General features: G+C 37.1%; 19 protein-coding genes. 1 reads left to right on the top strand and 18 read right to left on the bottom strand.

All coding sequences use genetic code 11. The features are described from left to right. Nucleotides 1-2: 2 nt before the first annotated feature. From mreC to BLS20_RS03280, 15 genes are all read right to left on the bottom strand, one after another. Entirely contained in the window at nt 3-872 is an 870-nt protein-coding gene (gene mreC, locus BLS20_RS03350) for a rod shape-determining protein MreC (RefSeq protein WP_090172203.1), read from the bottom strand. Between the two features lie 22 nt (nt 873-894). Next, on the bottom strand, nt 895-1,905 hold the full coding sequence (locus BLS20_RS03345; RefSeq protein ID WP_090172201.1) for a rod shape-determining protein: 1,011 nt from the start codon (nt 1,903-1,905) through the stop codon (nt 895-897). A 27-nt stretch (nt 1,906-1,932) separates the two neighbouring features. Further along, the gene (gene radC / locus BLS20_RS03340) at nt 1,933-2,625 is read right to left on the bottom strand and encodes a RadC family protein (protein ID WP_090172199.1); all 693 of its coding nucleotides are present in this window, start codon (nt 2,623-2,625) and stop codon (nt 1,933-1,935) included. Between the two features lie 138 nt (nt 2,626-2,763). Further along, on the bottom strand, nt 2,764-4,017 hold the full coding sequence (locus BLS20_RS03335; RefSeq protein WP_090172591.1) for a methionine gamma-lyase family protein: 1,254 nt from the start codon (nt 4,015-4,017) through the stop codon (nt 2,764-2,766). Between the two features lie 17 nt (nt 4,018-4,034). Continuing rightward, entirely contained in the window at nt 4,035-4,973 is a 939-nt protein-coding gene (gene miaA, locus BLS20_RS03330) for a tRNA (adenosine(37)-N6)-dimethylallyltransferase MiaA (RefSeq protein ID WP_090172197.1), read from the bottom strand. A 7-nt stretch (nt 4,974-4,980) separates the two neighbouring features. Further along, the gene (gene mutL / locus BLS20_RS03325; protein WP_090172195.1) at nt 4,981-6,852 is read right to left on the bottom strand and encodes a DNA mismatch repair endonuclease MutL; all 1,872 of its coding nucleotides are present in this window, start codon (nt 6,850-6,852) and stop codon (nt 4,981-4,983) included. A gap of 12 nt (nt 6,853-6,864) precedes the next feature. Further along, entirely contained in the window at nt 6,865-9,492 is a 2,628-nt protein-coding gene (gene mutS / locus BLS20_RS03320) for a DNA mismatch repair protein MutS (RefSeq protein WP_090172589.1), read from the bottom strand. Between the two features lie 38 nt (nt 9,493-9,530). Beyond that, nucleotides 9,531-11,117, bottom strand: a complete 1,587-nt coding sequence (locus BLS20_RS03315) for an NAD(P)/FAD-dependent oxidoreductase (RefSeq protein WP_090172193.1) — start codon at nt 11,115-11,117, stop codon at nt 9,531-9,533. Next, nucleotides 11,114-12,361, bottom strand: coding sequence for an aminoacetone oxidase family FAD-binding enzyme (locus BLS20_RS03310; RefSeq protein WP_090172191.1), 1,248 nt, complete (start codon nt 12,359-12,361; stop codon nt 11,114-11,116). The genes BLS20_RS03315 and BLS20_RS03310 overlap by 4 nt, the downstream gene beginning before the upstream one ends. A gap of 16 nt (nt 12,362-12,377) precedes the next feature. Continuing rightward, nucleotides 12,378-14,027, bottom strand: a complete 1,650-nt coding sequence (locus BLS20_RS03305; RefSeq protein WP_090172189.1) for a putative polysaccharide biosynthesis protein — start codon at nt 14,025-14,027, stop codon at nt 12,378-12,380. A gap of 23 nt (nt 14,028-14,050) precedes the next feature. Further along, nucleotides 14,051-15,142: a DUF3048 domain-containing protein gene (locus tag BLS20_RS03300; protein ID WP_090172187.1), complete on the bottom strand. Its 1,092-nt coding sequence runs from the start codon at nt 15,140-15,142 to the stop codon at nt 14,051-14,053. 30 nt (nt 15,143-15,172) lie between these two features. Further along, the gene (gene ybeY / locus BLS20_RS03295) at nt 15,173-15,667 is read right to left on the bottom strand and encodes an rRNA maturation RNase YbeY (RefSeq protein ID WP_090172185.1); all 495 of its coding nucleotides are present in this window, start codon (nt 15,665-15,667) and stop codon (nt 15,173-15,175) included. 1 nt (nt 15,668) lies between these two features. Further along, nucleotides 15,669-16,919: a hypothetical protein gene (locus BLS20_RS03290; RefSeq protein WP_090172183.1), complete on the bottom strand. Its 1,251-nt coding sequence runs from the start codon at nt 16,917-16,919 to the stop codon at nt 15,669-15,671. Continuing rightward, nucleotides 16,849-17,862 carry a PhoH family protein gene (locus BLS20_RS03285; RefSeq protein WP_090172181.1) on the bottom strand — a complete coding sequence of 338 codons (1,014 nt, stop codon included), beginning with the start codon at nt 17,860-17,862 and terminating at the stop codon, nt 16,849-16,851. Before BLS20_RS03285 ends, BLS20_RS03290 begins: the two co-directional genes overlap by 71 nt. Nucleotides 17,863-17,930: 68 nt before the next feature. Further along, nucleotides 17,931-19,235 carry a pyrimidine-nucleoside phosphorylase gene (locus BLS20_RS03280; protein WP_090172179.1) on the bottom strand — a complete coding sequence of 435 codons (1,305 nt, stop codon included), beginning with the start codon at nt 19,233-19,235 and terminating at the stop codon, nt 17,931-17,933. 113 nt (nt 19,236-19,348) lie between these two features. Here BLS20_RS03280 and BLS20_RS03275 point away from each other — a divergent pair, with 113 nt between their 5' ends. Continuing rightward, nucleotides 19,349-19,927 (top strand): xanthine phosphoribosyltransferase, encoded by a 579-nt coding sequence (locus BLS20_RS03275; protein WP_090172177.1) that lies wholly within the window; start codon nt 19,349-19,351, stop codon nt 19,925-19,927. Nucleotides 19,928-19,972: 45 nt separating this feature from the next. Here the strand turns inward: BLS20_RS03275 and BLS20_RS03270 are convergent, their stop codons facing one another. The 3 genes from BLS20_RS03270 to glgA all read right to left on the bottom strand — a co-directional run bounded on the left by BLS20_RS03270 (nt 19,973) and on the right by glgA (nt 25,405). After that, the gene (locus BLS20_RS03270; protein ID WP_090172175.1) at nt 19,973-21,100 is read right to left on the bottom strand and encodes a chitobiase/beta-hexosaminidase C-terminal domain-containing protein; all 1,128 of its coding nucleotides are present in this window, start codon (nt 21,098-21,100) and stop codon (nt 19,973-19,975) included. A gap of 21 nt (nt 21,101-21,121) precedes the next feature. Continuing rightward, on the bottom strand, nt 21,122-23,872 hold the full coding sequence (locus BLS20_RS03265; RefSeq protein ID WP_090172173.1) for an FtsK/SpoIIIE family DNA translocase: 2,751 nt from the start codon (nt 23,870-23,872) through the stop codon (nt 21,122-21,124). 72 nt (nt 23,873-23,944) lie between these two features. Beyond that, nucleotides 23,945-25,405 carry a glycogen synthase GlgA gene (glgA, locus tag BLS20_RS03260; RefSeq protein ID WP_090172171.1) on the bottom strand — a complete coding sequence of 487 codons (1,461 nt, stop codon included), beginning with the start codon at nt 25,403-25,405 and terminating at the stop codon, nt 23,945-23,947. Nucleotides 25,406-25,479: the final 74 nt, after the last annotated feature.

Genomic DNA, 25,479 nt, shown 5'->3' with positions numbered 1-25,479 from the left:
TACTACTCTTCTTCATCTACATATTCTTTTGTCTGCAATATAACAAGTACATTATTCATATGCTTAAAATCAACAGATGGTGTTATCGTACCGGATTTCGTCAGATTGTTTGAATCATATTCCAAAGTGCTGATATAGCCAATTCTAAGATTTGGTAAATATTTATCACTTACATTACTTGTTACAATCTGATCGCCTTCTTTTACGGCATCTTCATCATCTTGCAGATCGCTAATAAGAATCTGCTGATTTGCATTCATCTCTTCTAAATCACCGGAAACAATACAATTATCCGATGTATTTACAACCATAGCAGATACATTATTCGTATCATCAATAATGGAACGTACCTTTGCATAATTTTGTCCGACATCTGTTACAATACCAACCAAACCGCCGCCGGCGATGACGTTCATATCAACGGTAATACCATCTTTCGAACCTTTATCAATCAAAAAAGTAGAAAACCAATTACCGGCATCTTTACCGATTACAGTAGCTGTCATCGTATCATAATCAGAATATTCTTCTGAAACCTCAAGTAATTCCTTTAAATTATCTAGTTCATATTGATCAAGTTTCAAACTGTTAAGCTCTTCGGTAAGCTCATTAACCTGCGCTGTCAGTTCTTCATTCTCTTCCATTACTTGATTTAATTCTTGAATATATTCGATTTTATCGGAAATTGCTGTTCCAACTTTATTAATTCCTTTTTGCATCGGGACAAAAACATAGCCGGCTACCGTTTTTAACGGTCCGCCGGAAATATTTGCAGTAAACGATACAAAAATAAAGATGATACAGATAGCTGTAAGTATCAATACCAGATATTTGGTTGGGATTGGCAATTTCTTTTTCATTTTTCGTCTCATGAAAAGCTCCCTTTTTTACATCTTATTTATATACTTTATTTTTTAAGCTGTAAGCCAATGAAGAATATTTAGGATCTGAGACGATCTTATCAAGTCCCATAACTACTGTTTCTTCTGGTTTTTCACAGGTGTTAACTTTAATATTGGTCATTTCGGAAAACAACTCATCAAAGCGATAAATCTTAGATGATCCTCCTGTAAGATAGATACCGGATTTAATAATATCTCTTGCAAGTTCAGGTGGTGTCTTTTCAAGCACCATTTTAATAGAATTGCATATAGAATGAACATTTTCCTTAATAGCATTGTAGATAATATCAGATGTAATTTCTCGTTCAACCGGTAATCCACTAACTACATCTCGTCCAACAACAATCTCACTTGCAATATCCCCTTCTTTTGCCGAGGCAAGATGTTCTTTTAATAACATTGAAGTTTTCTGTCCAATCAATAAATTAAAATTCCTTTTTATATAAGTTGCAATCGATTCATCAATGCGATTACCACCAAAATCAAGAAGATCAGAAATCACAAGACCTTTTAATGAAATTACGGAAATCTCCGTTGTATCCGCGCCTATGTCTACAACCATGATTCCGGTTGGTTCTGTAACATCAAGTCCTAAACCTACTGCATCCGCAATTGGTTTTTCGCATAATAATACACTTTTGGCTTTGAATTTTCCTTTATAAAACAAATCATGAAAGGCTTTTTTCTCAACTTCTGTAATGGCTGTAGGTACTGCAACAATATATTCAGCACCTTTGGTTTTGCCGTTTTTGCTAATGAGTTCAAATATCATGGTCTGCATATTATTAAAATCAGCAATGACACCTTTATTAACCGGAAATGTTACATCTATATTCGCCGGTGCTTTCTCGTACATTGCATAAGCTTCATCACCATAAGCATACAATTCATTTTTATTTACAAGTGCAATGGTATTCTTTTCGTTGATTACGGTTCCGTTGCTTTTACAAAAAATCTTTAAATTACAGGTTCCAAGGTCTAAACCATAAACATTATTGGACATACTATTCTACCTCTTCTAATAATTGTATTACCTATCTAAAAGGCCTTGTTCAAAGAAACTAAAATATTCATTGTCTGCAATGATAATATGATCTGCCAATTGAATATTCAGCATTTCTCCAACGTCCATAATCACCCTTGTAATGGCTTTATCAGCTTTCGAAGGCATTTTGTTTCCACTTGGATGATTATGAATCAAAATAATATATACTGCCTGATGTTCCAATGCTTTAATAAACACTTCTCTAGGCGATAACAAGGATTCACTTACCGTACCAATCGAAAGAACTTCATCTCCAATTAACTGAGACTTTTTATCAAACATGCTTATAATTACATGCTCTAGCTGTTCATGTCTAAGTTGCTCGGAATAATAGGCTGCAACCGATTCGGAATTGGATAGAATCAAATTGTTTCTTCTGGAAAGTTTTGAAATTCTTTTTGTCAATTCCGTAATACATTTTAACTGAATCGCTTTCGTCTGACCTATGCCCGGATATTTCATTAACTCATTAATAGATTTGTCAAAAATATTAAGCAGTCCGCTCCCATGCGAATCAGATAGTATCACTTGCGCCAGTTGCAAAGCATTCATATGCTTCGTTCCGGTTCTTAAAATCACAGCTAAAAGTTCTGCATCTGTAAGTTCCTTAACGCCAAATTGCAAACACTTTTCATAGGGTTGCAAATGTTTTGGCATCTGTAAGATTGTATTTTTCATAGTATTTACCTGAGGAATACATCTTACTCTACACATCATGACTGATCAAATCTCAAAATCAGCTTAAAACATTTTACCATATTTCAAAAATGATGTATATGTTATTATTCTTACGATTTTATTAACTTTCGAGTAAAATCATAGCGTAATCAAGCCTTTGTCATACATCTTTTGTGCGGCCATCATCATTCCGAATTTAGCATGATACCAGGTAAGCCCGCCTTGAAAATATACATTATAGGGCTCTTTAAGAGGTCCATCAGCACTAAGTTCAATAGAAGAACCTTGTACAAATGCACCGGCTGCCATAATTACTTTAGAATCATATCCGGGCATATCCCAAGGCTCAGGAGTGACATATGAATCAACAGGCGCAGCTGCCTGAATTCCATGGCAAAAAGCAAGCAAGCCTTCCGCGCTATTTAAAGTTACCGCCTGTATGATATCATGGCGTTCTTCTTTCTTGTCCGGAACAACTTTAAAGCCGAGCTCCTCAAAAATATTAGCTGCAAATATAGCACCTTTTAAGGCTCCGGCCACTACTAATGGAGCCAAAAACAATCCCTGATAAAAAGATTGCATCACCCCAAGTGAGGCGCCAACTTCTTTTCCCAGGCCAGGAGATGTCAGTCTATAAGCGGCATTTTCAACACAAGATTTTCTTCCTGCGATATAGCCTCCGATAGGAGCTAATCCACCGCCCGGATTTTTAATCAAAGACCCAACTATCATATCTGCGCCAACATCTGAAGGTTCTATTTCTTCAACAAATTCACCATAACAATTGTCCACCATGATAAGTATATCCGGTTTTACGGATTTAATAAACGAAATCAGCTGCCCGATTTGTTTTACTCCAAAGGATGGTCTGGTTTGATAGCCTTTGGATCGTTGTATTGTAACGAGTTTCGTCTTAGCATGGATTGCTTTTTTGATGTTTTCATAATCAAAGGAACCATCTTCTAGAAGATCAACTTGACGATAGGTTATCCCATATTCTGCCAAAGATCCTTTAGAAGGACGAATTCCAATCACTTCTTCTAACGTATCATACGGTTTTCCTACCGGAGACAACAACTCATCTCCCGGCCGAAGATTGGACATCAGCGCCAAAGCAAGTGCGTGTGTTCCGCAGGTAATTTGTGGTCTTACAAGTGCATCCTCCGTATGAAAACAAGAGGCGTATACTTTTTCTAAAGTGTCTCTGCCTAAATCATCATAACCATATCCACTGCTTGATTCAAAGCATTGTGCACTTACATGGTTATCCTGTAATGCTTTTAATACTTTCAACTGATTGAATTCCGCCATCTTATCAATTTTGGCAAAACGCTCGTATAACGTGTTTTCTATTTTACTGCAATAATCATAAATTTCAGGGGAAATTCCCATACTTAAATACTGTTCTTTCACAACATTTGCTTCCTTTTCATATGTTTCATAATTTCTTCTAAAATAACAGTTTCCGAACAAAAATCAGATTTGTTAAGCCATATCACATCTTTTTCTCGACGAAACCAGGTAAGTTGTCTTTTGGCAAAATGACGAGTATCACGCTTGATGGTATACACAGCTTCATCTAAGGTGCATTCTCCCATAAGATAACGATAAATTTCTTTATATCCCAGTCCTTGAATGGATGTCATATCCAAAGTACAGCCATATTCTTTTAATCGTTTCACTTCATTGACTAGACCAAGCTCTAACATCTCATCAACTCTTTTTTCAATTTTGCGATATAGAATTTCGCGTTCATCCGTTAAGACAAAATAGCAAAAATTATAGGGGCTATCTTTTTGATGTTGCTCCTCATTATGGGCAGAAAGCGGCTGTCCGGTCATATGATAAAATTCCAATGCACGGATGATACGTTTCACATTATTTGCATGTGTCTTTTGGGCCGTGATAGGATCAACTTTTTGTAACTGTTTATGTAGATACTCTTTTCCTTTGGTATTGGCAAGTTCTTCTAACTTCTGACGATATAAGCAATCGGATTCTTCCGAAAAATCAATATCGTACAATACTGATTGGATATAAAATCCGGTTCCTCCGACCATAATCGGTATTTTTCCTTTTTCATAGATTTGTTCAATGGCATTTTGAGCCTTTTGCTGAAATATCTTTATATTAAATTCTTCTTTCGGATCACAAATATCGATAAGATGGTGTGTTACACCATCCATCTGTTCTTTCGTTATCTTACCGGAACCGATGTCCAACCCTTTATAAACTTGAATCGAGTCTGCAGAAATGATTTCTCCATTTATTTTTTTTGCAAGTGAAATGGATAAATTGGTTTTTCCGGCAGAGGTCGGTCCGGTTAATATAATTAAATTATTCTTCATAAATCACCTAAACAATTCTTTTGAATTTCTTATCCATCTCGTATTGTGAAATGGTAACAAGTGTTGGTCTGCCATGTGGGCATTGATAAGGATTATCAAGTTCTAATATCTGATTTAGCAATGCTTTTGCTTCTTCAAAACTGATTTTTTGATTTCCTTTAATTGCTGCTTTGCATGACATGGATGCGATTTTTTCGGTTATTAAATCACTTGTTGAATTTTTTCCTAATTCAGATAATTCGTCAAGCAAGTTAATAAAAAGAGCTTTCAAATCAATTCCATAAAGGTTAGCCGGAACGCCTCTGATACAATAAGAATCTTCACCAAATGGTTCGATTTCATATCCCAAAGAAGTAAAAGAATCCATATGTTTTTTTAGATTGTCTGCCTCGGTCATAGATAAATTAAGTACTACCGGCGGAGAAATCATCTGCGTTGTAAAGTCTTTGGTACGATATTGCTTCATAAATGTCTCAAACATTACTTTTTCATGCGCAGCATGTTGATCCATAATATATAATTTTTTCTCATATTCCAACAACCAATATGTATCAAAAACTTGTCCGATTATTTTCACTTCACGTTGTTTAAATTCTTTCCAGTCTTCTATTTGTGGCACATAATCTTCAATTTTTTTCTGAATAAATTTCTCTTCTGTTTCACATGTGGAAGGCGTGCTTTTTACTGTATTTGTAAAAATAACAGGTTCTTTTTCTTTCACAAAAGATACCCTTTGGGGTGAGTGCTCAGGATATTTTGGTTCATAAGGAGTATCTTCACGAATAGATTCACGGATTTTCTTTAAACGCTCTTCTTCAAATGGTTCCGGTCTTCTTTGCGGTTTTGTAATATCCTTTTTGGGGTGTAATGGGGTACTTTCGATAATCAATTCTTGTTCTTCTAATGATTCTTTGATCGCAGGAACGATAGCATCATATACAAGCTGTGGTTGTTCAAATCGCAATTCCATCTTGGTCGGATGAACATTTACATCAAGCATTTCGCCTTGAAAAGTAAGATGCAATACACAAAACGGATATTGATGCTGCATAAGATGCAGTTTATATGCATCTTCCACACATTTTGATAACAATTGACTTTTGATATATCTGGCATTAACAAAAAAATGTTCAAAATTACGATTGCCTCTTGAAACCACAGGTTTTCCTATAAATCCTTTCATTTGAAATATTTCATTTTCAAATGATACTTCGATTAGTTCTTTCACAACATCGCGTCCATATATCTGATAAATAACATCTTTCAAACTGCCATTACCGCTTGTTCTTAATTTTGGCTGATTATTTATAATCAATTGAAATGAAATATCCGGATGAGATAAAGCCAGGTGTTGCATTAACGTGTTAATATATCCAGCCTCTGTCTGTGCACTTTTAAGAAACTTTTTCCTTGCAGGAGTATGATAGAACAAATTACGAATCAAAAAGGTTGTTCCATCCGGTGCTCCTATTTCTTCTAATTCTCCGGCAATTCCATCTTCAATAAAAAAGCGGATACCCGAAAATGCCCTTGGTGTTTTGGTAATCAATTCAACCTGGGATACAGCGGCAATACTTGATAAAGCTTCTCCACGAAATCCTAAAGAAGAGATAGAATTTAAATCATCTACACTTCTGATTTTACTTGTTGAATGACGTAAGAAAGCAATTTTGACCTGCTCTTTGTCTATGCCGCATCCATTATCCGTAATCCGAATCAGGCTAATTCCACCATCTTTTATTTCAACCGTTACCATAGAGGCTCCGGCATCAATAGAATTTTCGACCAATTCTTTCACAACAGAAGATGGACGCTCAATTACTTCACCCGCTGCAATCTTATCAATTGTCTGTTTGTCAAGCACTTCAATTTCAGGCATTTTCGTTCCTTTCTACCAGCGATTATTAATCTTACATTGAATTTCATACAATTTATTTAACGCATCTACCGGTGTCATATTACCAATTTCGAGTTCTTTGATTTCTTCTAGAATATCATCATCGTTCATCACATCAAATAATGAAATTTGTGCCATATCCATTGCATCCGGCACATTCTTTTTCGTTTCTTTTTTTCCGTTTTCTTCGGCGATGGCCTTTACACGTTCTGTAATATCCTGCGTTGCCAATTCTCCGGCAATTTGCTTTGCTCTTTCAATTACACCATCCGGAACGCCGGCAAGTTTTGCCACCTGTATACCATAACTTTTATCGGCCCCTCCCGGTACAATCTTGCGAAGAAAGACAATATCATCACCGTTTTCCTTTACTGCGACACAATAATTCGTAACATTATCAAGCTTTCCTTCTAATTCTGTAAGTTCATGATAATGTGTTGCAAATAAAGTCTTAGCTCCAAGCAGTTTCGGATTCGAGATATGTTCAACCACAGCCCACGCAATAGAAAGTCCGTCAAATGTACTAGTTCCACGCCCGATTTCATCTAAAATAAGCAGCGAATCGGATGTTGCATTTCGGAGTATATTGGCTACTTCATTCATCTCCACCATGAAAGTACTTTGCCCGGATGATAAATCATCAGATGCGCCAACTCTTGTAAAGATTCGATCCACAATTCCAATCTTTGCCTTTTCAGCCGGGACAAAACTTCCTATTTGCGCCATTAATACAATGAGCGCGCATTGTCTCATATAGGTGGATTTTCCAGCCATATTTGGACCGGTAATGATTGCTACCCTTTTCTTGTTGTGATCTAGATAGGTATCATTGGATATGAACAAATCATTTGAAATCATTTTCTCTACGACAGGATGACGTCCTTTTGTAATTTCAATTTTTCCTTTCTCATTGACAACAGGTCTACAATAATTATTCTGCTCAGCGACTTGTGCAAGAGAACATAAAACATCCAAAAGAGCAATCGCTTTCGCTGTTTGTTGAATTCGAACAACTTCCTTGGCAATAGAGCTTCTGATTTCACAAAACAAATCATATTCTAATCCAACAAGTCGGTCTTGCGCACCTAATATCGTATCTTCCATCTCTTTTAATTCCGGAGTAATATAACGTTCCGCATTTGTCAAAGTCTGCTTACGCATATAATATTCCGGAACAAGATCTTTATAGGAATTTGTTACTTCCAAATAATATCCAAAAACCTTATTGAATTTTATCTTTAAATTTTTAATTCCGGTCTTTTCACGTTCTTTTTCTTCAAGTCCGGCAAGCCAGGAAGTGCCTTCATTTTTGGCAGTTTTAAGACGATCAACTTCTGTATGATAACCTTCTTTAATGATTCCGCCTTCCCTTACAAGAAGTGGCGGCTCATCCACAATCGAACGTTCAATTAATGCATGAATATCCTCTAAAGGATCGAGTTGTTCATTCAAATTTCGAAGTAAATCACTATGAAATTCAGACAGTATCGTTTTTATAGCCGGGAGCATCGATAAAGAAGTTTTAAACGAAATCAAATCTCTTGGATTGGCATTTTGATATGTAACCCGGCTGATAAGACGTTCTAAATCATAAACCGGTGTTAAATACTCTCGAATTTCTTCTCGAGATATCATATCTTTCATTAATTCTTCAATTGCATCCTGTCGCTGCTTGATTGCTTCAACATTTAATAATGGCTGTTCTATAAAACTACGCAACATACGTGCGCCCATAGCGGTTTTTGTCTTATCTAATACCCAAAACAGACTGCCTCGTTTTTGCTTTTCTCGCATCGTTTCGATCAGTTCAAGGTTACGACGAGTGAAACTGTCTATAATCATAAACTTACCAATGCGATATGGATGAATTGAAGTCATTTGCCCAAGATCGTTTTTTTGTGTTTGCTCTAGATAAGTAAGCAGTGCCCCACTGGCCACAGTACCTACCGGAAAATCGGATAATCCAAGTCCCTCTAACTGTTTTACCCGAAAATGTTCCAGCACTGTCTGCGTGGCAGTATCATCATTAAAATACCAGTCATCAAGAGGGCTGATACAGATTTGTAGCCGTTCCTTAATTTGCGTAATATCAAAACCACTGACCGTAAATGCATCATTGCAAATAATTTCGGAGGGCGCATATTTATAAATTTCATCCATGATTCCTCGAAATGTATCAACTTCTGTTGTATAAAATTCTCCAGTGGAAATATCCGCAATGGATAATCCTATACTATTAGTCGTATATACGATACACATCAAAAAATTATTGCGACCATCATCAAGCATAGATGCATCTAAATTGGTTCCCGGTGTTACAATCCGAATCACTTCACGCTTTACAAGACCTTTTGAAAGCTTTGGATCTTCAACTTGCTCACAGATAGCAACTTTATATCCTTTCGAAACCAAACGATTCAAATAGGATTCAGCTGCATGATATGGCACGCCGCACATTGGCGCTCTTTCTTCTAACCCACAAGCTTTTCCGGTAAGCGTTAATTCTAATTCTTTCGATACAGTAATTGCATCATCAAAAAACATTTCATAAAAGTCACCTAATCGATAAAACAAGATGCAATCACGATATTCTTCTTTTGTCTTCATGTATTGCGCCATCATAGGCGTAAGTTCTGCCACGTTTTTTACTCCTTATTGTCTTATATAATAGTGTATTTTTGAGCAATTGCTTCTGCAATCTTCATTCCATCCATTGCTGCAGAAGTAATTCCTCCGGCATAACCGGCTCCTTCGCCGCACGGATAAATTCCTTTAATATTACTTTCAAACATTTCATCCCGATACATTTTTATCGGGGATGATGTCCTGCTTTCAATGCCTGAAACAATCGCATCATCACGATTAAATCCCGGAATCTTTGAGCCAAAATATTCCATGCCTTCTATAAATGATTCGGCTATTACATCCGGGAAAATATGTCTAACATCAGCAAACGCATGCTCTCCTTTCGTCTCGCTTTGAAATGCTCCATATGACAAGCTAAGATGATCTTCCTTAAAATCTTTATACAATTGTTGTGGAATTGCGCCGTTTGCAGCTTCAAATGCCTTTCTTTCCATGTCTTCTTGAAAACAAACTCCGGATAAAGCACCAGCTTTATACGCAGAAAAATCTTCTGGCGTTACGGATACTATGATTGCACTATTCGCATTTTTGCCATCTCGTTTGGCATAACTCATTCCATTTACAGCCAGCATATTGGTCTGCGAAGAAGCATTTACCACATATCCGCCCGGACACATACAAAACGAATACACACCTCTTTCATTATTTAGTTTTGTATGTACTTTATAAGGGGAGGCGCTAAGGTTATGATGTGAAATACCATGATATTGGATTTCATTTATCATATCTTGCGGATGTTCTACTCGATATCCGACCGCGAAAGGTTTTGCCTCCATATCAAAATGCTTACTATGCAACATACGAAAGGTATCTCTGGCACTATGACCAATAGCAAGTACTAAAACCTCACATTCATACCATTTATCATGATTTAATTCTATGGATGTAATTTGTCCATCTTCGTATTTAAAGTCAGTTAGACAAGTTTCAAACCAAAATTCACCGCCAAGATTTATGATTTCATGGCGAAATGAAACAAGAAAATCAATCAGTCGATCTGTACCTATATGCGGTTTGGCATCGTATAATATTTCTTTAGGTGCGCCAAATTCATGAAAAATCTTTAGCACTTTTCGATTGCGAATATCTTTTACTGAAGTATTTAGCTTACCATCCGAAAAAGTTCCGGCACCACCTTCTCCAAATTGTACATTACTAGAAGGATTCAATTCTTTATTTTTCCAGAATTTTTCCACATCCACGATTCGCTTATCAACGCTCTTTCCTCGTTCAATAACAAGAGGATGGTATCCTGCTTTTGCAAGCATATAAGCACAAAACAGACCGGCCGGACCAGCACCTATGATAACCGGACGTTTTAGCGGAATATTCCCTCTTTGTGTTGGAAATTGATATTCTTCCCGCTTTATTTTAATGATTTTCTTTCCATCAATCCGATTTTTCAAGCGTGTTTCATTTGCCACTTTTACATCAATGATATAGCGAAATGTGATTTGCCCTTTTCTTGCATCAATAGATCGACGAATAATTTCATATTCTAAAAGTTCGGTCAATCGAATTTTTAATTTTTTTATAATTTTTTCTTCAAGTTCTTCTTCATTATGGTCTAAAGGCATAGCCAGATTCATAATACGAATCATCCATTATCTCCTTTATCACGTATATTCATTGCCGCTTTATGTGCACTTGAAAATGCCCATTGCAAATTATAGCCACCGCATTTTCCATCAACGTCAAGTATTTCACCGGCAAAATACAAACCTTTTACTATTTTTGACTCCATGGTTTTTAAATCAATCTGATTCAAATCGATGCCTCCTGCACATACTTGTGCATCGTTATACCCACGTGTCTTTTGAATGCGAAATTCAAATCCGGTTAAAAAGGATGCCACCTTTTGAAAATCTGCTTCCGTCATATCCTGAATCAATAAGGAGCTATCTATATCAAGCCTTTTTATAATCGGAGCAATCAATTTGCCATCCACAATCCCGATTAGCAACTTGCGAATAGGGTTGTTTGCTCTGACTTTCGCTATTAAATGGAGTTTTTTTAAGATTTGTGCGTAGTTTTCTTCAACAAATGAAATAGTTCCTTTTATGTGCTTTTTTTGTTGCGCAGCATAGGAAACATATCTGCTTAATTGAAATACCGGAATTCCGCTAATCCCATAATCACTTAATTGAAGTTGTCCTTTTTCTTCATAGATCTGCTTGTTTTCAATCATCACACATATCGTTCCGTCAAATCGTATCTTAGGAATATGATGAAAAAAAGAATCAGACGACTCAATTCCGGTTAAAGAAGGGACGATTGGAACCAATCGATGTCCAAATTTGACGGCATAATCATAACCACTCCCGTCACTACCCGTAAAAGGAGCTGCTTTTGATCCGGTTGCAAGAAGTACATTTTTTGCATGCATGATATATCCGGAATCCGTCATTAATTGAAACTGATCATTACTTTGAGTCAATTGCGAAAGTATGGTATTCGTTTTGATTTTTACCTGTAATCGCTCCAATTCCAGCTTGAAGATTTCCAGCACTGTTACAGCAGATTGCGTAGCCGGATACAGATAGCCATTCTTATTCGTAATCAGCATACCAAGCTCTTGAAAAAAAGCCTGTAAACAATCGCTGTCATAATCTTCAATCACCCGGAAGTATCCCTCGCCTGAGGATGAATGATAACAATCCGGTTGCATAAGTAGATTCGAAAAATTACAACGACCATTTCCTGTCGAAAGTAATTTTTTTCCGATTTGGTTACTATGTTCTATAAGCACAACGCAGCAGCCCCTTCGAGCTGCTGTGATTGCTGCAAATATTCCGGCTGCTCCCGCACCGATTACGGCAAGATCATAAATATCCTTCTTACTCATAATATATCCTCATTCATTACATCAAATGTAATTTTTCAAAGATTTTGATTAAAATATTTCCTTTCGGCATCGTTTCAAGCTCCGCTTTTGTAATCCCTTTCGATACAATCATTATAATTGCATAACTTAACATACCAATTACAATAGCCACAACAGTTGCAATAGAATTTGCTTTCAAAAGCATAAATAACGCTTTATATACACCAAATACTATAATTCCCATCATGCAAGATGATAATCCGGGAAGTAGAAACGTTTTTTTGATTTCTTGTTTATATCTGGCTTCTTTTCGAATTCCCCAATGATTTAAGATACACATGATAAATGCATAAAATGTATTTGCCATTACGACAGCCATAATATTTAAATCAAATACCATCATTAAGACCACCAAAAAAGCAACATGTAAAATCAATGCATATATTGCATTTGTTACAGGCACTCGCATCTTATCAATTCCCTGAAGAATTCCATTCGAAATCGTTGACAAGGAATAGAAAATAATAGAAATTGCACCAACCGATAACATCTGCGCCGAAAGTGTATTGGTATCACTAAATAAAAGCTGTAGAATCGGTCCTGCTAACACACCCATTCCAACTGCACACGGAAATGCAATCAACATGGTAAAACGAATTGCTGAGTGAATCCTCTTTCGCAATAACTCCATATCTTTATTCGCATATGCAGCTGCAAGCGTTGGTACCGTTGATGCAGCAAGTGCAGAGGCAATCGCAATTGGAACATTCAAAAGTAGTTTTGTCTTACCACTAAAGATTCCCCACATATCGCCAAACACCTCTGCCGAATAGCCTTGATGTTCCGCTATTGCTTTGAATAATCCATTGTCAATGACGGAAGAAATATTATAAATGGTTGTACTAAGCAGTACCGGAATTATGGTCATAATGACAATGCGAATAATTCTACGATATGATTCAGATGGATTCTTTTTTTCTTTTCGTATCAGGCGCTTCATAACCGGACGATAAGCAAAAAACACAAAAGAAATAAAGAATAATCCAATCACTGCACCAATACAGGTTCCTAATGTACCGCCGGCTGCCCCATAAGCTTCTGCATAATTCTTTTGATCGCCCATTACAGCACCAACTTTGGCACCATAGGAGAACAATACATAGGATGCAATAATACTGATGATCGCATTTACAATTTGTTCAATGATCTGTGATATCGCACTTGGCATTGTTGTTCCAAGCCCCTGAAAGAAACCTCGTATTGTTCCCATCACTGCAACAATAAACAAAGTAGGCGCTAACACTCTTAATGCATAGTAGCTAAACGGTGTATTCATAATATCTGCAAAAAATCCGGCACCAAAGAATACAATTAACGTAACCGCCAATCCGGATATGATTGCAAAAAACAAAGAGCCTTTAAAATATCGATATGCATTCTTTCGATCTTTTTGCGCAACTCTAGTCGATACAAGTTTTGACACGGCAAGCGGAAGGGAGAAAGAAGATATTAACAAAAAAACATTATATATTTCATAAGCCGTTCCATACAGATTGTTTCCACCATCACCAATTACTTGCTGCATTGGAATTCGATAAACAAGTCCAATGATTCTGCTGATGATTGACGCAATCGCCAGTATAGATCCTTGTATTAAAAAATTACTCTTCTTTCCTTTACCTGCCATGTTAATTAATTACCTCAAATTTATTATTCGACGCCGGCATCCTCTTTCGATGCATAGATGCCAACTGCATCGGTTTTTGCTGAATCCACAACACAAACCCAAGTCTTTCCCTGGTTTAAAGTGATTTCATTTCCGCTTTCATCATAATAATGCATAACGGATGAAGTCGTATCTTTTTCCCAGGTAATATCGATTGCTTTACCATTTGTGATATATTTTCCTTTACCACTGCCGTTTGTTGGAATGTTCAAAGTCTTTGAATCCATCATTCCGGTTGTCATATACTGGAAAATGATATTCTTATAAGCAAGTTGATTTCCGGAAGTTGCATCTGTCTGAGACTGTGAATACTGATAACGATAATATAATCCATCTTCTTCATCATAGGAGAACCATGGTTTGTTCACGACATATCCAGGCTTAACAACCACAGCATCTTCTCCATCAGATAACTCTATGGTTTGATCATCTTCTGCAAATTGATAATGACCTTCATAATCCTCAGAATACGTCTTATCATATCCAAGTGCCTCAATTCCGGCTGCAACTCCTTCGCCTGTTGCATATCCATTGTGCGGAGCGGATTTTGAAGAATCTCTAAAATAAGTTGTTCCAAAGATAGTTGACGATTGTCCGTCTAAATCGTCGTAAGCTGAAAGTGCGCTTTTGGCATATGGTGATTGTCCCCAATGACCATAAATCGCCTCAAACTCAGAGGCAAATTCCAAAAAATACAAACGACAGCTACGAATTGATTCATATTTTTCTACACTCTCATAATCCTGGAAAATCCCCATAAGTCTCGTCAGACCACCTTCTACAGTACATTCATAAACTACGTCTGCAGATCCGATTCCGGCTTGTGGAAGAACTCCGCTCTCATTAGTATTGCCAAACATTACCGCAAACGGACGAAGTGCTGCTGTATCCTCGTCAATCCACTCGCCTGTCAGATAACTTTTTGCCTGACCTTCGTGAGTATCCACCGGTTCTTCCTCAACAACGGAAACTTCATCTTCCGTAGTTGAAACCACAGTTTCTTCTTTTTTCCCACATGCTGCAAACATCACCATACAAAGTGCAGCCACAAGTATAACACTAAAAACTCTTTTCATTTTCTTAATTCCTCCCATTCTTATTAGTGTTTAACGATTTATCTGAAGCATCTTTAAAACGGATGCTTGTTTTGCAAACATAATTTCTTCCTCTTTAGAAGTCATATGATCGTAGCCAAATAAATGAAACATACTATGCGTAATCAAAAAGGCATATTCTCGCTTTGCACTATGACCATAGTTTTGGGCTTGCTTAAGCACCTTATCTACGCTGATTACAATATCCCCCAAAAGACATTCTCCAGTCTCCGGATGAAAATTATCGGAATTTTCCTCAATCTTTGAAAAATCTCCGGCCTGTTCATAATCCAACATAGGAAAGGAAAGTACATCGGTAGCCTTATCAATGTTTCGTTGCTTGGCATTTATTTCCTGTATCATTTTATCATCGACCAGTAAAATATTCACTTCCGCTTCAAATGGAAAATTGACATAATCTATACATGCTTCTATTACTCTATCCGCAAGTTGTTTATAGTCAAAGTCAAATGGAATTTCAACCTCTTCTTCTATATGTACCGTCATCTTATTGTCCTCCTAAATGTACAAGATAATCACGAATCTTCAAAAATTGATTCATCGAAAGTCCGGATTCATCATACATTCCTTTTGCCGAATACTCATTTAATGCCTGATAAACAATCATCTCACGGTTCCATTCAGTTTTAGTTGCTTTTTGCCCACTTAAAACATCAAATTTTGCCGTAACCAAATCTACTATTTGTACGATAGCAGATTCTACGGTTGATGGCAAATGCTCTTCCCCATTAAATTCTCTTAAAATTTGCGTAATTTCAGCAGGAAAATCAAATTGCGCAGCAATTAAAACGCCATTTTGCACATGCGGTTCCCCTTCCAAACGACCGATTCTATAATAAAGTCCGGCTGCAGCAGCTAAGGAACTGTCTGCTCCGACAATGGTTGCACAAATTGCACAAATATCGCTTACTCTTTTGGCATGGTCATAATCTAATTTCGAGGACTGTCTCATTAAACTGTTTAAAGGATATTCATCTTCTAACATCTTCCGATAAGTATCCTCGTTTATATTTTGTTTTTTTGACGATAGAATTGGCATAAATATCCAAGCCAAAATCACGTTTAAAGCAGACATGATCAGCATATAAATCAGGATTTTGAAACGAATAGCATCCTCATAATAATAGGTTGCCACACATCCAAATAATACACACATCACAAATAAAATCACAAAAAACTGTTTGCGATAAGTTTTATTTAAAAGCCCTTTGTATATCGTCATACCACCACAAATGATGCTCAGTGAAATAATCAGTGAAATTACGGAAGGATTGTTGCTGACAAAATATGCCACTATCGAAAAATAAATCCCCGCTGTAACCCCTATCATTTGATCGGTTGTGCATGCAAGCAAAAGCGCCAGCAGCAAAAAAGGTTGAATCTGATTTGGCAGAAAATTTAATAGCAAAGCATACGCCATGCCGATGCTGTAAATCAATACAAGCATGTAATATTTTCGAGCATTTAAATCCTTGATTCCAGCCTCTTTACGCTTTATTTCCAGCTGTGCATATACCAAAAGGTAGAAAAACAGTTGGAAAATCACCAGGCTAATCACTTCATCTATATACAGTTTTAAAAATAGACCTGCGACCAAAGCAAATGCCAACATGATAACAAGCAGAAAAGTCAGGCAAATAATTCTGCCGGACTTTCCGTGTAATTCATCAATTTCTGTGGCTGTTAGCTCCTTTGTTTGCTGCTTTGATGCTTTTTGATTTTGTTTTTTTTGTTTCATAGTCCTCGTAAGCCTTTACAATTTTTTGAACTAATGGATGTCTTACAACATCTTTACTGTCAAGTTTGCAAAAAGCAATATCATCAATTTTATTTAATACTCTAGATGCAACATCCAGTCCGGAAACGACATCTTTCGGAAGATCTTTTTGCGTCGCATCTCCAGTCACAACAACCTTTGATCCAAAACCGATTCTGGTCAAAAACATCTTCATTTGTGATGATGTTGTATTTTGCGCTTCGTCTAAAATGATAAAAGCATTATCTAAAGTACGACCACGCATATAAGCAAGCGGCGCAACTTCAATTAAACCTTTTTCCATATTCTTTAAAAAACTCTCAGATCCCATAATCTGATAAAGTGCATCATATAACGGACGCAGATAAGGATCGATCTTACTTTGCAAATCTCCCGGTAAAAAGCCAAGCTTTTCGCCTGCTTCAATCGCCGGACGAGTCAAAATAATTCTGGAAACTTCTTCCTTCTTAAATGCAGTAATGGCCATTGCCATTGCAAGATACGTCTTACCCGTTCCGGCCGGTCCGATTCCAAACGTAATCATGCGTTTTCGAATAGAATCTACATACTTTTTCTGGCCGGCTGTCTTTGGCTTTACCGGCTTTCCATTAACCGTATGACAGATAATATCATCATCCAGGCTTGCAAGATCAACATCGGACTTTTCTTTTTCTATATCCAAAGCATAACAAACCTGTTGTTCTGTGATATCATTACCACGTCTTGAAAGCTCTAACAGCTTCATAATTACATTCTGTGCACTTGCAACATCCGCCTCATTGCCGATAATCTTGACGCGGCTATCACGAAGAGTCATCGTAACTCGAAGCGAACGTTCTATGATTTTCATATAGGAATCACAGCTTCCAAAAACATTAGCAAAATGTTCGATTGGAAGCTCTAAGGATAATTCATCGAGACTCATAAAGGTAATCCTTTCTGGTTATAATCTTTACTATCATACCATTTTTTGCTAATTAGATACACCTTATTTTAAGATATAATTTTATAAATAAGCGGTTCTTCATTAGTTGGAAAATCTGATACTTCATATGCACTCTCTAGTTCACATAAGATATCTTCATTTTTTTCATAGTTGCTGTGAATATACGCTAATACGTCGCCCTCTTTAACATAATCATTTATTTTTTTGCATAAGGTTACACCAACAGCAAGATCAATACAATCTGTCTTTGATTTTCGTCCACCGCCGAGTTTCATGGACACCAGCCCAACTTGTAAGGCATCGCACTTAGAAATATACCCGGTTTTTTTCGAATATAAAGGAATTCGATGTTTTGCCTGAGGTAACTCGTCCGGATTGTTAATCGCTGTATCCGACCCTTTTTGAATGGTAACAAGTTGTCTAAGCTTTTCAAAAGCTGCACCGCTTTTGATAGCCTCATCAATCTGTCTGCGTGCATCCTTTCGGTCGGTCGCTAATTTCGCAAGCAAAATCATCTCAATTGCAAGCGAAAATACAATTTCCATAAGATCTTGCGGCCCGTTTCCTTTCAGTGCTTCAATTGCTTCTTGCACTTCTACAGCATTTCCTACCGTATAGCCAAGTGGTTCGTTCATATTGGATATGACGGCAACGGTTTCTTTTCCGGCTGCTTTTCCAATTTCAACCATACATTTGGCTAATTGCTCTGCTTGCTCTTTTGTTTTCATAAAAGCTCCGCTCCCCCATGTGACGTCTAATACGATTGCATCGCAACCGGCAGCCAGTTTTTTGCTCATAATACTACTTGCAATCAAAGCAATATGATTGACAGTGCCGGTAACATCACGCAATGCATACAAAAGTTTATCTGCCGGAGCAAGATTGCCGGATTGACCGGTAATTGCCATCTTATAGCGTTTGACTTGTTCAAAGAATGCATGCGCATCCAGGTTCACATCAAAGCCCTCAAAACATTCCAGCTTATCAATCGTTCCACCGGTATGACCCAGTCCACGTCCTGACATCTTTGCCACAGGTACACCACAAGCTGCAACAATCGGAATCAGAACCAATGACGTCTTATCTCCCACTCCTCCGGTTGAATGTTTATCTACTTTAACTCCATCTATCCCTGACAAATCCAATACATCTCCCGAATCTCTCATTGCTTTTGTCAGTATCAAAAGTTCGTTCGAATCCATGCCACAAAAATATACTGCCATCAGCATTGCAGACATCTGATAGTCCGGAATCTCTCCTTTGGTATATCCATTTACTACAAATTCGATTTCTTCTTTGGTCAAAGCATTATTATTTTTCTTTTTTTCAATCAAATCAACCATCCGATACATGTAATTAACTCCTTAATTTATAATTTTAAAGTGAGAACTTATTTTTTTGTTTCCATTTTCATTCAAATTGTTTATACTGTAACTATTAGAAATAACATAAGAGGTGCAGATTAGTGGAAGTATTAAAAGAGAAAATATTAAAAGACGGCAATGCATTAGATGAGAACATTTTAAAAGTTGACAGTTTTATCAATCATCAGGTAGATGCCTCACTTATGCAACAAATCGGCAATGAATTTGCCAATCATTTCAAAGATTACAAGATTACAAAAGTTGCAACAATCGAAAGTTCAGGTATTGCTCCTGCTCTTATGACTGCGCAAGCGTTAGGTGTACCAATGTTAATCCTCAAAAAAGCACCATCTAGCATTTTAAATGACAATCTTCTTCATACAGAAGTGGTTTCATTTACCAAAAAAAACAGTTACGAGCTTACCTTATCCAAGAAATTTGTTAATGAAAATGATCATGTGCTCATTATTGATGACTTTCTTGCAAATGGTGAAGCTGCAACCGGGGCTATTCGATTAATGCGAAAAGCTCACGCAACGATTGCCGGAATCGGAATTCTGATTGAAAAATCATTCCAACCGGGACGTGGCAAGCTTGAAGAGCAAGGATTTGAAGTATATTCTCTTGCTCGTATCGCAAAGCTTGGTAAAGGTATCATCGAATTTGTAGAAGAATCATAATCTGAATAAGGATGCTGTGTACAAAATATGTACACAGCTTTTTTCTTACTCTTCTTCTAAAACATCCGGTAAATATACATAATTTCCTCGAAAAATTCCACTCGAAATACCATTATCCGAAATGATCACAACCGACAAAATGTTATTACCTTCGGGAACTTGAATTGGTTTCGTGTACTTTGTAGAATTTTCATCCGGAACAGATTGCTTCCACGAATAATATGCACTGCAGCCGCTTGGCACAGTAATGGTTATTGTTGCCGGACTTTCAAATGTTCCACCATCCGGACTTACCTGTGGCATATCCGGCACATTATAGGACACCTGATACTCAAAGGATACTTCTTTACTAAAAATCCCCCGGCTATCTTTTGAAACAGCCGTAAGAGTATATGTCCCTTCTTCATCCATCACGATGGGGTCAGAATATTTTTTCCCGGAAGTCTTAGGCGACTTTCCATTCAATGTATAATAAATTTCATAGTCGGATTCTTCAAATTCAATAATTAGATTTTCGTAAGTTCCGGATGTTGGATTTGCTACCGGTGCATCAATCGTATACTCCGAAAAGACTTTGGAAATGATCGTATCCGATGCGTCTTCCATTAATTTATTGATCGCATTATAATCTTCATTATCCGAATAATAACTTTTCAAAGCTTTATAGGCTTTTTCACAATCCGAATCGGCTTCGATTGCTTTTTCATAATAGGAAATCGCTTCTTGGATATCATCGGATTTAAACGCAATTTTCCCCAAATATACATATGGCAAAGCCTGACTTTCATCAAGCTCTATACAAGCTTCAAAGTGTTCCACAGCAGCATCATAATCTGCTTTTTCATACGCTTCATACCCCTGTGAATAGTGCCAATCATATGATTTTTGATATTTACTTTGAAGCAATATAACAGTAAAAAGAATCACGCAACAGATTATTACAATCACTAAAATAAATAGCCGAATCCACTTTTTCTTTTTCTTAGAACAAGCTTTTTCTTTTCTTCCTTGCTGTGGTATTTCTGTAACTTCTTTTGGTTTATCTTCCTTTTCCAAATTCACAACATAATCATCTTCAAAGCTATAATCAGGCACAATTCTTGCTTCTGTCCCACACTTTGAACAATAAATACAATTGTCCCTTAGCTTTGCCCCACATTTTTTGCAAATCATTAACCTACTCCTCAATGAAAACTATACTTGATATTTAGCCGCAAATTCTTCTTTAGACATCAAAACCTCTCTAGGTTTCGTTCCGCGTTCAGGTCCAACCACACCTTCTCTTGTCAGTTGGTCAATAATCCTGGCTGCGCGGTTAAAACCGATTCGATAATTTCGTTGCAAACTACCGATCGATACCGTTTCGTTTCCTGCAATATTAAAACCAATTTCCGTAAACAAGACATCCAGATCAGATCCGTTCGTTCCAGAAGTTCCTTCCATGTTGGACTGCGCATGTGCTTGTTCTATACCTTGCTGCGCTGCCTCATCATAAGCTCCGTTTGGATATTGTTTTTTAATATAATCGACAACCGACTTCACTTCATCATCTGAAACAAATGCCCCTTGTACACGAAGCGGTTTGGAGTACCCTTGCGGGAAATACAACATATCTCCTTTTCCTAATAATTTTTCTGCACCATTTGAATCTAGAATTGTTCTTGAGTCGATACTTGACGAAACAGCAAACGCAATACGCGACGGCATATTTGCTTTAATCAACCCGGTAATGACATTAACAGATGGTCTTTGTGTTGCAATAACCAAATGAATACCGGCAGCTCTTGCCAGCTGTGCCAAACGGCAAATGGAATCTTCTACCTCAGAAGCTGAAACCATCATAAGATCTGCCAGCTCATCCACAATAATTACAAGTTGATACATTTTTTCCAGCGGTTGTCCGTTTTCATCAACTGCGCCGGCCTCAACTTTTTCATTAAATCCGGCAATGTTTCGAACTTCCATTTCAGCAAATTTATTATATCTTTTTGTCATTTCTGCAACTGCCCAGTTAAGTGCCGCAGCCGCCTTTTTAGGATCTGTTACAACCGGAATTGCCAAATGAGGAATCCCATTATAGACGCTTAATTCCACCACTTTCGGATCAACCATGATTAATTTAACATCATTTGGATCTGCGTGATACAAGATACTCATAACAATCGTATTAATACAAACAGACTTACCGGATCCTGTTGAACCGGCTATCAAAATATGTGGCATTTTAGCAATATCTGCCACAATTACTTCACCGGAAATATCTTTTCCGGCAGCAAAAGCAATCTTCGAATTATGATTTTTAAATGTCTCAGATTCAATCAATTCCCGAAATGAAACCATAGAATTTTTCTCATTTGGGATTTCTATACCAATTAACGCTTTGCCTGGAATTGGTGCTTCGATTCGAATGTCTTTTGCAGCCAGATTAAGTTGGATATCATCGGCGAGATTTAATATCTTACTGACTTTCACCCCCATCTCCGGTTCAACTTCATATCGAGTAACAGCCGGACCTTGAGAATATCCGTGGGGTTTTACATTTACGCCAAAACTTTTTAAAGTCTGAATAAGTTTGTCTCCTAATTCCTGGACACGAGCTTTTGAATCTCCAGACATACTTTTCGCTTTGCAAAGCAAGGAAACCGGCGGAAATTTATATTTAATAATCGTGGATGGCGCCTTTTTGGAAGTAGAAAAAGCAGCCTCTGCGGCAGTAGCCGCTGCCTTTAGGGTACCAGCTTTTTCTGCTACTCCTTCTGGATTAACTTCATCCGCACTCAGGGTTGACCACTGATCCAAATCCTTAGTATCTTCATTTACATCATTATCATCTACGGATGTCTGGGCTTCTTTTGTTGCCTGGTCATTATTAGAATGTTCTTCTTCATCGAGCGTCTCTTGCGGCGGATATTCCTCTTCATAGACCGGCCCACCTTGCTGCGAATTAGATTCCCAGTTGAATTCATCATCATCTTCTTCTAAAGTCGGCTTTAAAGTTTCTTTTTTTACATTTTTTCCAAATAAGCTTTCCGGTTCTGTAATCGTTTCCTTTATCGGTTGTTCTATTTCATTTACAGGTTCAAAATGCGTTTGCGGCGTTACCTCTGTCAAAGCATCAGAAGGTGAAGTATTCGTTTGTGTTTTTAAATCAAACGAAACCGGTGAGCCTTGTTCTTCCTGAAGGGATAGTTCTGAAAACAATATCGGAGACTCGTTTTTTTCCGTTTCTTTATTCGTCTCATGATTTGCTTTTTTTAAATCCGTATCCATAGTTACTCCGCGCGCATATTTTTCGCGACGTTTCATTCGTCTTTCATCACGCCGTTTTTGGGCATTTTCCTGACGAATCTGCGAACGAAACTCATGTTCTTCCATGGCAGAAGAATATACTCTTTCCCCGCCATTTTTCAGTCCATCAAATATTGATTTTTCTGTTATGAAAACAAGACAAATGATTAGTACTATAAAATCGACAATAAAGGCACCAACTCGTCCAATATTTGGAACTAACGCATTCGCAATCGCACTTCCAAGGACACCTCCGCCTGTTTTGTTGCTTCCACAATAAAAATAAGCATCAGATAACGTTGCTCCTTCATCTCCATATAAAATTAACTGTAAAAAAACGCATAGAAAAATAAAGAATACAAAACAAGCCACCAGCTTAATAATCGCTCGTAGATTGTCTTTATTCGATAAATAAAAAGCACTTCCCACAAACAATACAATCGGGAAAATAAAAGCTAACAGTCCAAACAGTCCAAAAAAGAAATAACTAATTGGCGTTCCAATCTTGCCACCAATCCCGAAATTACAAATGAACAAAAATACACTAATTCCGAGAATGAGCCAAAGGCTGACTTCGCTTTTAAAAGATACTGTGCTATTTTTCTTTTTGTTTCTCCTCTTTTTTGATGATTGACTTGATTTTTTCTTAGCAGCCAAGTGCAATACTCTCCCTACTTTTTATTTCATGACAACCCCGAGCACGGTTTAAAAGCCGGCTCGGGGGGATTATTATCGAAATTCTCCAATCAAATAATTATACAGATTCTCATATTTATTTTGAGAAACATTCCATGAAAAATCAGTTTTCATGGCTCGTTCTATAATCTTATTCCATTTTGCTTTTTTATTAAAGTAAATGGATTTTGCATAATTGATAATATGCAACATTTCATCACCATTGTAATTCGTAAAAGAAAATCCGTTTCCTTGTTGGATATATTCATTATAAGGCTGAACCGTATCTTTTAATCCGCCTGTTTCGCGAACAATCGGAACCGTTCCATATCTCATAGAAATCATTTGTGACAATCCACATGGTTCAAACCTAGATGGCATTAAAAACGCATCACAACCTGCGTAAACTCTGTGCGAAAGTTCATCCGAATAATAAATATTAGCTGATACGCGACCTTGATATACGGATTCATAATAACGAAACATATCTTCGTAGCGTTGTTCGCCAACTCCAATTACAACAAATTGTGTAAATTCATCCATTATAGAATGAAATGCATAATCAATAAGATCGAGACCTTTTTGATCGGTAAGGCGTGAAATCAGACCAATAACAAATGCCTTTTTATCCACATTTAACCCAAGCTCTTCTTGTAATGCTTCTTTATTTTTGATTTTGTACTTCCTGAAATTTTCCGAATTATAATTGCGTACAAGAGTCGAATCCGTATTTGGATCAAACTCCGAATAATCAATACCATTTACAATTCCCTGCATATCCATTCGTCTTGCATACAACAATCCGCCTAGCCCTTCACCATAGTAATCAGACTGAATCTCATGTGCATAGCTGTTGGATACCGTAGTTATATAATCAGCATATACAATACCGCCTTTTAACATATTGGCACCTTTTTCGAATTCCAATCGATCACTTGTAAAGAATTCATCGCCAAGACCGGTAAATCCCTGAAAAGTTTTAATATCCCATTTTCCTTGGAATTTAAGATTATGAATTGTCATAATGGATTTCATTCCCCAAAAGAACATATCACCCATAAATTCATTTTTCATAAGAACCGGAATCATCCCCGTCTGCCAATCATGACAATGGATAATATCCGGCTGGAACTGAATAAGCGGAAGCATAGATAAAACCGCTTTGTCAAAAAAGATAAACTTCTCAAGGTCGAATCGAATATTCGAATCATAGGGATAAAAACCGGTAAAATAATCTTGATTGTCAATAAAATAATACGTCACACCATTGTGCTCATATTGTAAGACTCCGACATATTTATTCTGAATATACGGACCAACGCTCATATAAAAATGTGTTATATATTCAAACTTTTCTCTATATTCCCAGGGAATACACGAATAATTTGGAAGAACAACACGAACATCCCAGTATTCTTTATTAAATTCTCTCGGAAGTGCTCCGACTACATCCGCAAGTCCACCGGTTTTTACAAAAGGTGAACATTCAGAAGCAACAAATAACACCTTCTTCATAGACAATTCCTCCGTTTTGTCAGAAAAAAATCTCGCTAAATATTTTTTGCAAGTTTTCCTTCTTTTCGATTCTT

The organism is Eubacterium oxidoreducens (assembly GCF_900104415.1).
GTDB lineage: Bacteria > Bacillota > Clostridia > Lachnospirales > Lachnospiraceae > Eubacterium_C > Eubacterium_C oxidoreducens.
The sequence above is the reverse complement of the archived record's forward strand: the minus strand, read 5'-3'. Positions and strand labels throughout refer to the sequence as shown.